Annotated in this window: 14 protein-coding genes; all 14 read left to right on the plus strand. The window is 36.0% G+C overall.

The window, feature by feature from the left end; all coding sequences use genetic code 11:
• Positions 1–151: 151 nt before the first annotated feature.
• The 14 genes from PSI06_RS11480 (at position 152) to PSI06_RS11545 (ending at position 16,381) form a co-directional block, all read left to right on the plus strand.
• Positions 152–970, plus strand: a complete 819-nt coding sequence (locus tag PSI06_RS11480) for a mechanosensitive ion channel family protein (protein WP_273603382.1) — start codon at positions 152–154, stop codon at positions 968–970.
• A 190-nt stretch (positions 971–1,160) separates the two neighbouring features.
• Complete coding sequence (locus PSI06_RS11485) at positions 1,161–1,943, plus strand: DUF481 domain-containing protein (protein WP_273603383.1); 783 nt, start codon at positions 1,161–1,163, stop codon at positions 1,941–1,943.
• A 121-nt stretch (positions 1,944–2,064) separates the two neighbouring features.
• Positions 2,065–4,689 (plus strand): SLBB domain-containing protein, encoded by a 2,625-nt coding sequence (locus PSI06_RS11490; protein ID WP_273801102.1) that lies wholly within the window; start codon positions 2,065–2,067, stop codon positions 4,687–4,689.
• Between the two features lie 193 nt (positions 4,690–4,882).
• Complete coding sequence (locus tag PSI06_RS11495; RefSeq protein ID WP_273603385.1) at positions 4,883–5,836, plus strand: Wzz/FepE/Etk N-terminal domain-containing protein; 954 nt, start codon at positions 4,883–4,885, stop codon at positions 5,834–5,836.
• 84 nt (positions 5,837–5,920) lie between these two features.
• A complete protein-coding gene (rfbB, locus tag PSI06_RS11500; protein ID WP_273603386.1) occupies positions 5,921–6,988 on the plus strand; it encodes a dTDP-glucose 4,6-dehydratase in 1,068 nt (355 codons plus the stop codon).
• A 16-nt stretch (positions 6,989–7,004) separates the two neighbouring features.
• Positions 7,005–7,886, plus strand: a complete 882-nt coding sequence (gene rfbA / locus PSI06_RS11505; protein WP_273603387.1) for a glucose-1-phosphate thymidylyltransferase RfbA — start codon at positions 7,005–7,007, stop codon at positions 7,884–7,886.
• On the plus strand, positions 7,883–8,968 hold the full coding sequence (locus PSI06_RS11510) for a DegT/DnrJ/EryC1/StrS aminotransferase family protein (protein WP_273603388.1): 1,086 nt from the start codon (positions 7,883–7,885) through the stop codon (positions 8,966–8,968). Before rfbA ends, PSI06_RS11510 begins: the two co-directional genes overlap by 4 nt.
• Positions 8,969–8,970: 2 nt before the next feature.
• Positions 8,971–9,549 carry an acyltransferase gene (locus PSI06_RS11515; protein ID WP_273603389.1) on the plus strand — a complete coding sequence of 193 codons (579 nt, stop codon included), beginning with the start codon at positions 8,971–8,973 and terminating at the stop codon, positions 9,547–9,549.
• Positions 9,542–10,975 (plus strand): lipopolysaccharide biosynthesis protein, encoded by a 1,434-nt coding sequence (locus tag PSI06_RS11520; protein WP_273603390.1) that lies wholly within the window; start codon positions 9,542–9,544, stop codon positions 10,973–10,975. Before PSI06_RS11515 ends, PSI06_RS11520 begins: the two co-directional genes overlap by 8 nt.
• Positions 10,968–11,969 (plus strand): glycosyltransferase, encoded by a 1,002-nt coding sequence (locus tag PSI06_RS11525; protein WP_273603391.1) that lies wholly within the window; start codon positions 10,968–10,970, stop codon positions 11,967–11,969. The genes PSI06_RS11520 and PSI06_RS11525 overlap by 8 nt, the downstream gene beginning before the upstream one ends.
• Positions 11,970–11,977: 8 nt before the next feature.
• Complete coding sequence (locus PSI06_RS11530; RefSeq protein ID WP_273603392.1) at positions 11,978–12,946, plus strand: phosphoribosyltransferase family protein; 969 nt, start codon at positions 11,978–11,980, stop codon at positions 12,944–12,946.
• Between the two features lies 1 nt (position 12,947).
• Positions 12,948–14,171, plus strand: coding sequence for an oligosaccharide repeat unit polymerase (wzy, locus tag PSI06_RS11535; protein ID WP_273603393.1), 1,224 nt, complete (start codon positions 12,948–12,950; stop codon positions 14,169–14,171).
• Positions 14,172–14,199: 28 nt separating this feature from the next.
• Positions 14,200–15,330: a glycosyltransferase gene (locus PSI06_RS11540; protein ID WP_273603394.1), complete on the plus strand. Its 1,131-nt coding sequence runs from the start codon at positions 14,200–14,202 to the stop codon at positions 15,328–15,330.
• Between the two features lie 13 nt (positions 15,331–15,343).
• The gene (locus tag PSI06_RS11545) at positions 15,344–16,381 is read left to right on the plus strand and encodes a polysaccharide biosynthesis protein (protein WP_273603395.1); all 1,038 of its coding nucleotides are present in this window, start codon (positions 15,344–15,346) and stop codon (positions 16,379–16,381) included.
• Position 16,382 lies beyond the last annotated feature (1 nt).

Here is a 16,382-nt window from a genome sequence, read left to right on the forward strand (position 1 = left end):
TCAGTAAAGGTTCATAAAGAGTGTGTAGCGTAATAGCGCTGACAATAAAAACTATTTTGTAGTGATAATTTACTATTTAATGAGAGTAAAATGTAAATTAATGTATACTCACTTGCGGGAAATTGCTTAATAAAAACTATTTGGAGTTACTATGGATTCAATACTTACTTGGCTAAACGAAAACTCAGGCCTAATTTTACACTACGGTATTCAAGCAGTTATTGCGCTTGTTATCTTTTTACTCGGTAGCCGTATTGCCAAGTTTTGTGCAGGTTTAACAGAAAAAGCATTCGATAAAAAGAAAGTTGATAAAGCTGTAGGCTCATTTGTATCGAGTATAGTTTATGCCATCGTATTTGCTGCCACTATTTTAATGGCACTTTCGCAAATCGGTATAGAAACAACCTCGTTTATTGCTATTTTAGGTGCGGCTGGCCTAGCTGTTGGTTTAGCGCTGCAAGGTTCGTTGTCTAACTTTGCATCTGGCGTACTTATTATATTACTTCGTCCATTTAAATCAGGTGAGTTTGTTGAAGCTGGCGGTAAAATGGGCTCAGTTAAAAAAATTGAAATATTCTCTACAGAGCTTCGCACCCCAGATAACAAAGTAATTATCGTACCAAATTCACAAATTATGTCTGGTGCAATTACTAACTTCTCGCGTGAGTCTACTCGCCGTATCGACTTAGTAATTGGTGTAGGTTACGATGCTGACTTACGTAAAACAAAAGAAGTATTACAGTCAGTACTTGACGCAGAGACTCGTTTACTTAAAGATCCTGCATATACTGTTGCAGTTTCTGAACTTGCAGACTCAAGCGTTAACTTTATTGTGCGTCCTTGGGTAAACTCTGGTGATTACTGGCCAACGTACTGGGCATTATTAGAGAACATTAAAATTGCATTAGATGATGCAGACATTACAATCCCATTTCCACAAATGGATGTACATTTACACAAGCAAGACTAATACAAATCCGCAATAATACTTAATCATTTTGCGGGGTTAAACGTGTCGCTATCTGCGTTGAAAAATTCTCATTTAGAACAACTAAATAGCGAATTTTTTTCCTGGCTATCAATACGTTTTTCCAGCCTCAAAATAGATTACTTAATTAAGCGAATTAGTATAATTTTTAGGATTAAATAGGTTATTTTTAATGAAATTAAAGCTTTTAACACTGTTAGTTGCAGCGTCTGCTGCAACTAACGCATTCGCTGAAGACGCAGAGAAAAAAACGTGGGAAGTAACAAGCGAGCTAGGTGCTATTGTCACTAGTGGTAACACTGAAACTACAACATTAAAAGGTGGTTTAAAGGTATTACATCACCTAGAAAACTGGAATAATGAGTACAAAATCGACGGCATCTATAAAGAAGATGAAGTAGAGGATGACAACGGCGACAAAGACAAACAGCGTACGAACGAAAAGTACTCTGCATCTGCGCAAGGTAATTACAAATTAAATGAAAAGAATTCTCATTTATTCATTTATGGTTCACACGTTTCAGACTACTTTGGCGCGTATAGAACTGAATCTGTAATTTCTGCGGGTTACGGCTTACGTTTAATTGACCAACCAGATATGTGGTTAAATGCAGAGTTTGGTCCGGGTTACAAATTTTTTGAATACTCAGACGACAGCACGCAAGTTGATGACGACGGTAACCTACTTGCGGGCGAAAGCGACAGTGAAGTAATTGCTTTAGGTAAACTTGATTACAACTGGCAGGTTTCAGATAGCGCACGTTTTACTCAACTTGTATCAGTTGAGTACGGTGATTCAAACACCAAAACGCGTTCAGAAACTGCATTGCTAGCAAAAATAAATGGCTCGCTGCAAATGAAAGTCGCTTTTAATGTTACCAACAACTCAGATGTTGCTGATGACGAAGAAAGCACAGATACAGAGACGTCATTAACGTTAGTTTACAGTTTTTAACTAAAAACTGTATTTAATGACATTTAAGTGACAAAAGGGGCGAAAGTCCCTTTTTTATTTGTTTAGATTTAATGTATTATAGCGACCTATTTTGGTTGTAGACCTAGGGATATACCTACTCGTGAAAGTTTTTACACAATTTTTTAGTGCTTTTATTCTATTTTGTAGTTTTAGTACCATGGCTTTTACGCCATCAGCCTCGCAAATTGAGCAATTTAAAAAGCTGCCAAAAGCCCAACAAGAAGCCCTAGCAAAACAATACGGTGTAGATATTTCTACGATCACTGGCGCTAATCAATCAAGTAATGAAAATACAAACGAGCAGCAGCCTACAATCGGTGAGCGTGAAAAACAAGAACAAGAACAAGAAGATTTAACTTACCAAGAGCGCTTTAAACCAAAAACAGAAGAGTTAAAACCTTACGGCTACGAGCTTTTTGCCGGTGAGCCCACCACATTTATGCCAAGTGAAAATGCAGCCGTATCCGACACTTATATAGTTGGCCCTGGGGATCAACTAAAAATTAACTTTTACGGAAAAGAAAGCGATAGTTTTGATGTAACTATTGACCGTGAAGGACGAATTAGCATTCCCGATTTAAGCCCTGTTGAAGTAGCTGGTTTAACTTTTGCCGAGATTAAAGAACTAATAAAAGTAAAAGTTGAGCAAGAAGTTATTGGTGTAAAAGCCTTTGTATCATTGGGCCAACTGCGTAGTATGCGCATACTTGTATTAGGTGAAGCTTACAAACCAGGCAGTTACAGCGTATCGTCTTTAACAACCGTATCACATGCTTTGTTTGTAAGCGGAGGAGTGTCTGAAATAGCTTCATTGCGTAACATACAAGTAAAACGCGCTGGTAAAACAGTAGCTAATTTCGATCTTTACGATTTACTAATCAATGGCGACAGCAGCAACGATATTGTTTTAAAGCCTGGCGATGTTGTTTTTGTGCCACCAGTAGGAGCCCAAGTTACTGTAGAAGGGTTAGTTAAACGCCCTGCAATATTTGAACTTAAAAAAGGTGAGACTGCTAAGCAATTACTCACTATGGCCGGCGGCTTAAAACCGGGTGCTTATGCTAAAAATGCCGTGGTAGAGCGTTTCAATTTTGATCGCAAAGAAGTTTTATCAGTAGATTTTACCAAGCCACAAATTAACTACATCCCGCAAGATGGCGACCGTGTACGCTTTAATTCTGTAAGCTCACAATACCAAAACTCTATTAGCTTAATTGGTGCTGTAGTGCGCCCGGGTAATTATCAATGGCATCAAGGTAAGCGTATTTCCGATGTTTTAAAATCAGTACGTGGCGACTTACTGCCACAAGCCGATTTAAGCTACGGCTTAGTTATTCGCGAAATTAATATAAATGGTGATATAGAAGCGCACCAGTTTGATGTAGCACAAGCCATTATTAAAAACCCTGAAAACAACTTAGCACTAAAAGCAAATGATAAAATTATAGTATTTAGCCGCTTTGAAGAAAAAGAAGCTGAAAAATCAGCACTTGCGAACATGGCACTGAGCCAAGAACAGCAAGAACAACAGCTTAAGGCTGAGCAATGGCATAAATATCAGCAAAAAGAGTTTGAAAAATATATCGGTTTAACGCTAAACAATACCATACTTGAATCTGAATCTGAATCTGAATCTGATACATACGCTTTATTTAGTCGGCATAACCTTTTAGCGTCCTTTTTGGCTAAGCTCAAACAACAAGCTACAATTGAGCAAGCTGTTCAGGTTGTTGAAATTAGTGGCAATGTTACGTTTCCTGGTGTATATCCCTTAGTTGTAGGCGGTGAAGTTCGTGATTTAGTAACCGCTGCAGGTGGCTTGCTAGAATCTGCCTACGTAAAACAAGCAGAAATTACGCGTATTGTTGCAAGCGACTCGTCAAAAATAGAGCACTTACGTTTAAACCTTGAAAGTGCGATGCGTGGAGATTTGCAAAGCAATATTAAACTGCAAAGCAAAGACAGCATTAACGTATTCGCCATCCCCAATTGGCAAGAAAACGTAAAAGTAGAACTTAAAGGCGAATTAAGGTTCCCTGGTACATACACAATTCGCCGCGGCGAAACACTCACAGAGCTTTTAGAGCGCGCAGGCGGCTTCTCTGATTTTGCTGAGCAAAAAGCAGCTATATTCACCCGCGCCTCGATTAAAGAGCAAGAGCAGCAACAGCTAGCCCGCTTATCAACTGAGCTACGCCGCGATATTGCATCAAAGAGCTTTCAAAATTCAGTGAGTAGTAATTCACTTTCTTATGATGAAATGAATAAGCTATTAAATGATTTAGCGAATGTAGAAGCGGTAGGGCGCTTAGTTATCGATTTACCACTTATTGTTGAAAACAAACAAAACTTAGTCCTTCAAGACGGTGATGTATTGTATGTACCTAGCAAACGTGACTCTATTAGTGTTATTGGTGAGGTTAATTACTCAACATCACACTTATATAAAACAGGCGTAAGTGTTGACGATTATATTGCCCTAAGTGGTGGTCTTAAAGAGCGTGCCAATGAAGATAGCATTTATATTATTAAAGCTAATGGTTCAGTAAAAATTCCAAATAAAGCTGGCTGGTTTGCGGTTAATAACTCAGAGCAGTTAGAACCTGGTGATACAATAGTAATACCGATGGATGCAAGCCATATGGATAAGCTAACGCTATGGAGCACTGCTACCCAGATCCTTTATCAACTGGGTGTAGCGGTTGCTGCGATTGGCAGTCTGTAATACAACTAAAGCCCCTCAGTTACATTATGCAGTTCAAATAAGTTATTGTTATCAGTAAGTAGGAACTGTGACCTAGGGGCGGAAGCATACCAGCAGTGCTGTTACATACAGAATATTCTTACTGATAAACATAGTTATTATTAAAATACTCCACTCTAGTAGAAAATAGTTAATAGCCTTAAAAGAGAACAAAATGTCTCAGAGCATAAAACAAAGTGAAATAAGAACAGACTCAATGAGAACGAATGACGAAATTGACTTAAAAGAGATTACAGTTGCTCTTTGGGAAGGTAAGTGGCTATTAATAGCAATTGCTTTTCTATTCTCTTTAATATCAGTTATATATGCGGTTACTTTGCCTAATATTTATAAGTCTGAAGCGCTACTTTCACCTGTCGAACAGGATGGGGCGAACAACTTGTCTGCGTTAGCAGGGCAGTTCGGAGGGCTAGCGAGCTTAGCAGGTGTTGATTTAGGTGGCTCTAGTAATAATAAAGCTAAGCTTGCTATTGAAATATTAAAATCGAGGAAGTTCATAACATCTTTCATCGAAAGACATGAAATTCTGCCAGACTTAATGGCTGCAAAATCTTGGGATATAAAATCAAACACAATAATTTATGACGACGACATTTACAGCTCAGAAGAAAAAAAGTGGGTAAGGGAAGTTGAGCTACCCTTTAAACAAAAGCCATCTTACCAAGAGGGGTTTAAAGAATTTGAAAAGATTTTTTATGTTGGTGAAGATAAAGAGACGGGAATGGTTACAATCTTTATTGAACATGTTTCACCATATGTTGCTCAAAATTGGGTTAACTGGCTCATACAAGATATCAATAGCGGAATGAAAGAGCGTGATGTTAAAGAAGCTGAGCTAAGTACAGAGTTCTTAACTAAACAACTAGAAAATACAGATATTTCAGAAATTCAATCGATTTTATACCAACTTATCGAAGAGCAGGCGAAAACTATCATGTTCGCAAATGTCAGGGAAGAATATGTGTTCAAAACTATTGATCCAGCTTTAGTTATGGAAGAAAAAGAAAAGCCAAAGCGCGCCTTAATATGTATTTTAGGTGCTTTTTTGGGGAGTATGCTTGGAGCAATTATTGTATTAGTTAGGCACTTTTCAGTTCGTAAATATTAAAATGTAAAGTATTCAATCTGGCGCCAGGTTATTTATAAACGCCTATCAAAGGTGTCGTACTTGTTTATATAAAAGGGTTTAGATTTGAGAGTTTTAGTTACAGGCGGTGCTGGTTTTATTGGTTCTGCAGTGGTCCGATATATTTTAAGCCATACTCAAGATGAAGTGGTAAATGTAGATAAGTTAACATATGCGGGGAACCTGCAGTCTCTTAATGCAGTTGAAAAAAACGAAAGGTATACATTTGAGCACGTTGATATATGTAATCGTGCTGAACTCGAGCGTGTTTTTAAATCACATAAACCAGACGCAGTAATGCACTTGGCGGCTGAAAGTCATGTTGATCGTTCAATCACAGGTCCTGCAGAATTTATACAAACTAATATTGTAGGTACTTACAATCTATTAGAAGTGGCTCGAGAGTACTGGAACACACTGGATGATGAGGAAAAGAAAGCGTTTAGGTTTCATCATATTTCCACTGATGAGGTTTATGGAGATCTTCCTCATCCTGATGAGCAAGAAGGTGAGCTTCCTTTATTTACTGAAAATACCTCTTACGCGCCAAGTAGTCCTTATTCTGCAAGTAAAGCGTCGAGTGACCATTTAGTTCGAGCATGGAATCGTACATATAGTTTCCCTACTATTATTACTAATTGCTCAAACAACTATGGGCCATATCACTTCCCTGAAAAGCTAATCCCTTTAGTCATACTTAATGCATTGGAAGGTAAAAGCTTACCTATTTATGGTAAAGGCGACCAGATACGTGATTGGTTATATGTAGAAGACCATGCACGTGCTTTATATAAGGTTGTTACCGAAGGTGTTGTTGGAGAAACTTACAACATAGGCGGCCACAATGAAAAGCAGAATATCGAGGTGGTAAAAACTATTTGTAATATATTAGATAGGTTAGTTCCAAAACCAACCAAGTATGAAGATCAAATTATATTTGTAGCAGACCGTCCAGGGCATGATAGACGCTACGCGATTGATTCATCGAAAATGGGTAAAAAGCTGAATTGGGAGCCCATAGAAACATTTGAAACAGGGCTTCGTAAAACAATAGAGTGGTATTTGTCTAATCAGCAATGGTGCGAAAATGTTCAGAGTGGCTCTTACCAGCGTGAACGACTCGGCGAAATATAGATAGGAGCACAATTTAATGAAAGGAATAATTTTAGCTGGCGGGTCAGGCACTCGCTTGTACCCAATTACAATGGGTGTATCTAAGCAACTACTGCCTATTTATGATAAACCGATGATTTATTACCCATTGTCAGTACTTATGTTGGCTGGTATTCATGAAATTTTAATTATTACAACCAAAGAAGATAGCGACTCGTTTAAACGCCTATTAGGCGATGGCTCACAATTCGGTATTAAGCTCAATTATACTATTCAACCGGAGCCTGAAGGGCTAGCGCAGGCCTTTATTTTAGGCGAAGAGTTTATTGGCGAAGATGATGTCTGCCTAGTCTTAGGTGACAACATATTCTATGGTCAGGGCTTTAGTCCTAAATTAAAGCATGCTGTTTTAAATGCTAAAAATAATCAAGGCGCAACAGTTTTTGGTTATCAGGTGAAGGATCCAGAGCGATTTGGTGTTGTTGAATTTAACTCTGAGCAAAAAGCAATTTCTATTGAAGAGAAACCAGAAAGCCCAAAATCTAATTATGCTGTTACAGGGTTATACTTTTACGATAACTCTGTTGTTCAAATAGCAAAAACTATTAAACCATCACAAAGAGGGGAGTTAGAAATTACCTGTCTTAATGAGATGTATTTAGAAAAAACTAAGTTAAATGTTGAAATGCTTGGTAGAGGGTTTGCGTGGTTGGATACTGGCACGCATGAAAGTCTTCTTGAAGCTGCACAGTTTGTAGAAACTATTGAAAAAAGGCAGGGCTTTAAGGTGGCGTGTTTAGAAGAGATAGCTTTTAATCAAGGATGGATTTCTAAAGAGGATGTTCTTACTAGAGCAAGATTAATGTCTAAAAACAGTTATGGTCAATATTTAATGGATATCATCACGGATAAGTTATGAAAATAGCATTGAATAAGCCATTAGAGCCTAACTTAGAAAAACTAACTACATACTTAGGGAAGGTAAACCAACGAGGATGGTACACAAATTTTGGACCATTACACGAGGAGCTAACAAGGCGGCTTGAGAGCTATCTTGGTGTAAAGAATTTATTGCTCGTCTCAAATGGTACTTTGGCCATTCAAGTTGCCTGTAAGGTGCTCAATGTTAAGGCTGCCATTACAACTCCGTTTAGTTTTGTTGCCACAACAAGCGCTTTGCTATGGCAAGGGATAGAGGTTGCCTTTAGTGATATTGACGCTAATAGCTTTAATTTATGCCCGAAGTCCTTGGCGCAATCAATAAAAAAAGACAATAAGTTTGATAGTATTATAGCAACACATGTATACGGTAACCCCTGTGACGTTTTAGCCATTGAGCAAATTGCAAAACTAAATAATAAAAAAGTAATTTATGATGCCGCACACGCCTTTGACGTGAAAATAAAAAACGATTCAGTTTTAAAGTTTGGCGACGCAAGTACGTTAAGTTTTCACGCTACTAAACTTTTTCATACTGTTGAAGGCGGAGCGATTGTCTTTAAGAAGCGCGCTGATTATGAAGAAGCGAAAAAGCTTATCAATTTTGGTATTTCTGATACTGGTAGCTTAGGGAACCCTGGTATAAATGCTAAGTTGAACGAATACCAATGCGCTGTCGGGCTTGTTCTACTTGATGATATTGAAATGATCGTATCCAAACGTACTCAATTATTTAACTTATATCGAAACGAACTTAAAGATGTTGTTAAGTTAGTTGAATGGCACAGTAATGCCAGCATAAACGGAGCGTACATCTGTATTTATATAGAAGAAGAAAGAGTTCTAGAAACTGTTATAAATCATTTAGAGAAACATGAAATTCAGTGCCGTAGATATTTTACTCCATCATTGGATACTGCCTACCCAGAAACGAAGAGTTTTGGTTGCCCTAATAGCCACAAAATCGCGAATAGCGTTTTATGTTTACCTCTACACTACTATCTTAGTGAAGACGAAGTATTGAGGGTTACGAGTGAAATTAAAACAGTGTTAGGTCATTAAACATGGGTATTTTGACTAGGCAGCACTTACTTGAGATGGGCTTTAAATCTTTAGGAGAAAACATCTTTATTTCAGATAAAGCAAGTTTTTATGGCATTGATAAAATTTCTATTGGGAATAACGTTAGAATTGATGATTTTACTGTTCTTTCAGCTGGCGAAGGTGGAATCGAGGTCGGTGATTTCATACATATAGCTGTATACACATCTATAATTGGTGCGGGTAAAGTAACCTTATCTGATTTCTGCAATATATCTTCTCGCGTAAGCATTTATAGCAGCAATGATGATTACTCAGGCGACTTCATGACAAACCCTATGGTGCCAAGCGACTTTTTAAATGTGACTCATGCACCTGTTGTGGTTGGTAAGCATGTTATTATTGGTTCTGGCTCGCTCATCCTACCAGGTGTAACTCTCCATCACGGCGCTGCTATAGGTGCTCATTCTGTAGTTAAAAAAGATTGTGAACCGGACTATATATATGCAGGTAACCCGCTAAAGCAAATTAAAAAAAGATCTGTGCAATTATACACCCTTGAGAAAAAGCTACTCGCTAAGCTGAAAAAAAACGATGAATGAGCTTAAAAGTAAAGGGATAAATGCTTTTTTATGGGATGTAATGGGAAAAGTTTCTACGCAAGGTATTACATTCTTAACAACCATATTTTTAGCAAGGTTACTGACTCCGGATGACTTCGGCTTAATTGCTATGGTTATGGTTGTTACAAGTATAGCGCAAGTATTTATAGATATAGGTTTAGGCACTGCACTGATACAAAAGAAACGAGTTTTACCAATTCATTTCTCATCAGTTTTTCTTTTTAACTTATTTATAGCAGCTACAATTACGTTATCTGTCTTTTTAATGGCTGGGCAGCTCGCAGATTTTTACTCTGTCAAAAAGCTGGAAGGTATTTTTGAGGTAACAAGCTTTCTATTTATTATTAACGCCATAGGAAGTGTGCCTACAACTATTCTTCGAAAAGATCTTAAATATTCCGTGATTTCTAAGGTATTGCTACTTTCTTCAATAATTGGAGGCGCTGTAGGAATTTTTCTGGCTTACCAGGGGGTTGGTGTTTGGAGTTTGATTTACCAAATACTGATACAGGCTATTATTTATAATATAACCATACTTTTATCGAGTGGGTGGACGCCCCATTTTGCTTTCTCTTTAAAGGCTCTAAAAAAATTATGGGTTTTTGGTTTTAGGATTTTTCTTTCCGGTTTAATAGATGCGATATTCACTCGTCTAGACTATCTGATTATAGGTAAAATATTACCAATAGCTACTCTTGGTTACTTTCAAAGAGCGAAGCAGTTTAATACGCTTTTAATAACGTACACTTCTGGTAGCTTAATATCTGTATTATTCCCTGCGTTGAGCAAAATACAAAATAGCACCGAAAAAGTAAGAGAAGTGGTACTAAGTATATTCCATATTTTATGCTTTATTGTTTTTATGCTGTTGGGATTGCTATATATAGAATCTCAAGAAATAATAGTTTTCCTATTCACCGAAAAGTGGTTACCCTCAGTAGAGTTACTTAAGCTTCTGCTGCTGAGCAGTTTTGCATATCCATTAAGTGCCTTACTCGTTAATGTACTAAGTAGTCGAGGAAACTCTAAAGCATTTCTAAAGTTAGAAATCTTAAAAAAAGTATTAGTGTCTCTATCATTCTTTGGACTGTTTATATGGGGAATAGAAGGCTATTTATATCTTTTATTTATTGCTAGTTTCTTTTCTGTTTTATTAAATATGTGGTTTGTATCAATCGAGATAAAGTTAAGCTTCTACTCTCAGTTTTATCCGTTTATGCAGCAGTTATTAATTAGTATAAGTTGTGTTGTTATTACTGAATTTTTATCCTTCAGTTTTGTGATTGCAGGTTTCTTATATATAGGACTTTTTCTATTAATTAACTTACTATTAAATAGTGTTGTTATACAAAGCGTAAAAAAAGAAGTTTTGAATTTAAAAGCGATGAAAAATACAAATGGATGAAAATATAATTAATAGGAGTGGGCTAAGAACAGAAGATGAAATTATCGACTCTTGGGCTATTAAAGATTTAACTGTTTCGATTGTATGTATAGTATTCAATCAAGAGCGTTATATTGAAGAAACAATAAAAAGCTTTTTGTTACAGCGAACAACATTCGCAATCGAAATTATAATTCATGACGATGTTTCTAGCGATGCCAGTGTGGCTATTATTGAAAAATATAAATCTTTATACCCGCGTCTTATAAAGCCAATAATTGCTTCAGAGAATCAATTTTCTCAATATATGTGCAAGCCTATTGTTAACTGTTTAAAAGTTGCTAAAAGCCCATATATAGCTTTATGTGAAGGTGATGATTATTGGGTTGATATCGATAAACTTGAAAAACAGTACCAAGCTTGTGCAAAGTACCCTAAAGCATCTTTGTGCTTTACCGCTGCAAAAGAAATTGATGAGGTAACTCGTAAAGAACAAGTAATATGTCAACCTTACTCAGTTAGAAAAATTATTTCTAGTGAGTACGCTATTGTAAACCGTGGGGGGTATATGCCCACTGCGTCTCTATTTATAAAATCATCCTATACACCGTTTATTATTGAAAACGCTAAGAGTTGGCCTATTGGTGATTTTTTTATTCAAAGCTACTTAGCAATAGTTGGCGAGGTTGTATTCTTACCAGAAATAACATGTGTCTACAGGAGAAACACTGAAAATTCGTGGACTGACTCCCAAAAAGCTAAAGAGCAAAGGTACAAATATAGTGTAAAAATGGTCAAGGCTTTGCCTTCTTTTCACAACAAACTTAAGGGCTATAAAGGTAGTGAATTTTTGGTACAACCTTTTGCATATTATGTAAAAGGAGGTTTAGCAGCGTCGAGTAGTCCCTCACAAGTTATAGAATTGCTACAACTGCTTGTAACCAAGTCATTCGTTTTTGTTTTAGCCAGTTTACCAAAATTAGTTTATAAAAAATTACTAAACCTTTTTAAATAGTGAATTAGATGAATTTTAAAAGTATAAAAGATTTAAATATTGATATAAGTAAAAACATATCAGTGTTGAAAAGTGAAAATTTTGACCTCATCGTAGGTATACCTAGAAGTGGTATGCTGCCGGCTTCTATTATTGCCCTTAAATTGAACTTACCACTTATGACTATTTCTGAATACTTAGCTGATAGTCAAGTAAAGCACGGTAGAACAAGAAAGCCTTCTAGTAATGTTTCTAGTGCTTACAACGCTAAAAAAGTACTTATAGTTGATGATAGCATTAACTCTGGGGATTCTATAGAAGAAGTAAAAAAACAGATACCGCAAGAAAAAATAGGTGAAGTAAAGTTTTTAGCCGTCTATGGGGTTCAAAAAAATAATGATATTGACTTCATACTCGATATCGTTCCTTCACCGAGAATTTTTGAATGGAATGCTATGTATCACGGCATAGTTGAGGATGCTTGCTTCGATATTGATGGTGTACTTTGTGAAGATCCTCTGGAAAGTCAGAATGATGACGGAGAAAAGTATTCTGAATTCTTAGATAGTGCAAAGCCTCTTTACCTCCCTTTATTTAAAATTGACACTTTAGTGACGAATAGGCTTGAAAAATATAGACCGCAAACTGAGGCATGGTTAGCCAAGAATAATATTCAATACAACCGCCTTGAAATGCTAAACATAAGCAGTAAAAAAGAGCGCTTAGAGCAGCAAGACTACTATAAGCATAAGTCTGATATTTACAAAAAGTCTAAGACAAAGATTTTCTACGAAAGCTCTCTTCAACAAGCTAAAGTCATATTTGAGAGAACACAGAAACCTGTATACTGCGTGGATGAGCATATATTGATTACACCATCCACTTTAAAAACGCTCTTAACACCTAGCTCAGCTAAATGGATAATCAAAGAGCGCTTATATGGTTTTAAACTGGTTAGAAGATTGCATAAAATAGCAAAGCGCTTAAAGATTTACTAAAATGTCTACTTTTGGTTTTCGCCTCATATGCGGGCTATATATATTCTTTAACCTTTTATTTTTTATATATTATGCTTTCGGTAATCCTTTATTAGGTGATTTTAAAGAGAAATACGGTACGGTCTCTATAGATAATCTAGTACTTGGTTTACTGGCGATAATTTCATCGTTATGGCTGCTGCTAACTTTTTGTAAATACGTATCTAAAATACCTATTAAGGCCAAAATCAAACTAAAGTCGAGCTTTATGCTAGATAGCATTTTTCTCGCCATTACATTATTTTACTTTCTTTGCGTCGCAGTTTTTAGTGTCGGAGTATCAGGTGTAGATGAAAGTCAATTGAAAGTTAGTAAAGCTATACTTTATGGGTATGCTTTGTTACAGCCAGGCTTTTTAGTATTAATATATATTTACTGTTTTTATCATGTAAAATCAAAAATGTATAACATTACGCTTCCCATTTTTGTTTTGACTTCAATTTTGAGTGGAGCAACGGCGAATTTAATTTTTATATTTTTGTTGTGGGCCAGTTATACAGCTCATAAAAAAAGAGTATTACTATTACTGTTTTTGGGCATACTACTATCTCCATTTATTCGTTTTATTAAATATGTATTACTCGCTTATAACCGAAACTTAAGCTCTGGCGAAGGTAGCGAGCTAGCTGAAGCATTTGCCACATATAAAACAGATGATATGTCATTTCTTGATACTTATATGTTCTTTTTAAAAGGAGCTTTTTCACGCTTTGAAATGATATCTAGTAATTCATATATTATAGAAAATAACCATATTATTTCATCGTTCGCTAACTCTGTTGGTTTTATATACCCTCAAAAGCTTTATTTTATATATAAGTTTATTGAAGAAAATTATTTTTTGTATTCTGAGAAAGCTCAGTATTCACTACAATATATTTTTGCCTATTTTTTGAGTGGCTCCACAGATTGGAATGCTAATATTGGCTTTTTAGGTTTTGCAATTATCGGCGGACCTAGTTCTATGATAGTATACTTGCTTGTCGCCATTTTACTTATGCTTACTGTCACTATGTCAAAAACACTCTATGGGGATGGAGCTATAAGTCAATTGACCTCTATATATGTCGTGATTGTGTTATGGCATGGTTGGGTTATTGCTTATATTTATTATGCACATGCATTAATTTTGTTTGCTTTAATAGTTTTGTTTTCTGGCAGATTTAAGTCTTACAAATACAACTAATTTTAATGTTTTTACTAGAGAGTTTCCTTTGACAAAAAGAAAGTTATTTGTTTTTCCCTCCTTTTACCCTGCCTATAAATCGGGTGGACCGGTTAGAAGTGCTACAAATTTAATTCGTTTATTAAAAGATAAATATATTTTTGATGTATTTACTGCTGATAGAGATTTAGGTGAGGAATCGCCCTTTAATAATGTGGAAATAGATTCGTGGAATAATAAATATGAAAAAGCTAATGTTTTTTATTCTTCTTCTAGCAAACATTCTTTCAGAAAGTTGTTAAGTGTTTTTAAAGGAAGAAAGTATAATACGATCTACGTAAATAGTTTTTTTAATTACAGGTATGCAATACAGTTTGTTATTTTGTACAAGTTAGGCTTTCTAAAAACTGAATCATTTATATTGGCTCCTCGAGGAGAGTTGACTAATGGGGCTATGAGTATAAAAAAATTAAAAAAGAAAGTGTATTTATATTTTTTTAGATTTTTTGGTTTAAAAAACAATATAACTTTTCACTTTACATCACCTCAAGAAAAAGAAGAAAGTTTGAATTTTATAGGTAAGTCGAAAAGTTTACTTGTACCTAATATGCATGGTGACCTGCCTGATTATATTTATAAAGAGAAAGCCGTTGGTGAACTTAATTTAACATTTTTATCGCGCATTTCTCCTAAAAAAAACTTGTTAATTGCTTTGGAGGCTCTTTCTAAAGTTAAAATCGGCTCCGTCATTTTTACCGTCGCTGGGCAGGTTGACGATGATGCTTACTGGGAGAAGTGTAAAGCTAAAATTAATAATCTACCCAGTAATATTAAAGTTAATTTTATTGGTGCAATAAATCGTAAACAAGTAGCTGAGGAATTATTCAAAAGCCACATGTTTATTTTGCCAACACTAAATGAAAATTATGGGCATGCGATTGTTGAAGCTATGATGCACTCTAACTTGGTTTTAATTTCTGAAAATACGCCGTGGACAGATGTCCAAAGTAACGGCGGGTGCGTTGTATATCATCAGTGTATAGACCAATATGCTGAAGAAATAAATAAAGCACTTTTACTTGATGGTTCGGAGTTTAATCGTCAATCACAAAGTGTATACCAATACTGCAATGCTATTTTACAAAGCAATGTGGCTTCTATAAATAAAATGTTTGAATAATTGGGTCTTATGTATGTTTACAGGTAAAGTTTTATTAATCACGGGTGGTACAGGTTCATTCGGAAACGCAGTATTGCGTCGCTTTTTAAGCACGGACGTAAAAGAAATCCGTATTTTTTCAAGAGATGAAAAAAAGCAAGATGACATGCGTAAATTCTTTAATTCAGATAAATTGAAATTTTATATTGGCGACGTTCGTGATAGCCAAAGTGTGTCAAATGCAATGCGTGGTGTTGACTATGTTTACCATGCTGCAGCATTAAAACAAGTCCCATCGTGTGAGTTTTATCCTTTAGAAGCGGTTAAAACCAATGTTTTAGGTACGGAAAATGTACTCGAAGCTGCAATAGCTCATAATGTTGAAAGAGTTGTTTGCCTCAGTACTGATAAAGCGGTTTACCCTATAAATGCGATGGGCATTTCAAAAGCGATGATGGAAAAAGTTATTGTAGCTAAAAGCCGTAACCTAGAGCACACCAATACAACTATCTGTTGTACCCGTTATGGTAATGTTATGGCCTCTCGAGGCTCAGTTATACCTTTATTTATACGTCAAGTAGTTAATGATGAACCAATCACAATTACTGACCCTACCATGACCCGCTTTATGATGACTTTAGACGATGCAGTTGACTTAGTGTTGCATGCTTTCGAAAATGGCCATAATGGAGATATTTTTGTTCAGAAGGCGCCCGCGGCTACGATTGAAACTTTAGTAACCGCACTATTAGAAATGCTAAATAAGCCTAATCATACAGTTAATGTAATAGGCACTCGTCATGGTGAAAAGTTGTATGAAGCACTGTGTAGCAGCGAAGAGATGTTTGTGGCCGAAGATCAAGGCCGGTACTTTAGAGTGCCTGCAGATAACCGAGACTTAAATTATTCCAAATTCTTCGATAAAGGCGATTGTGACCTATCAAAAGTTGATGACTATAACTCTCATAATACTGAACGCTTAGATGTTGAAGGTATGAAACAATTACTTCGCAAGCTTGATTTTATGTGTGAAATTGAATCAGGAAATATAATAGTGCCTGAGGGTGTTTAAT

The sequence above is a fragment of the Pseudoalteromonas sp. GABNS16E genome (genome assembly GCF_028598715.1).
In the GTDB taxonomy this organism is placed as follows: Bacteria; Pseudomonadota; Gammaproteobacteria; order Enterobacterales; family Alteromonadaceae; genus Pseudoalteromonas; species Pseudoalteromonas atlantica.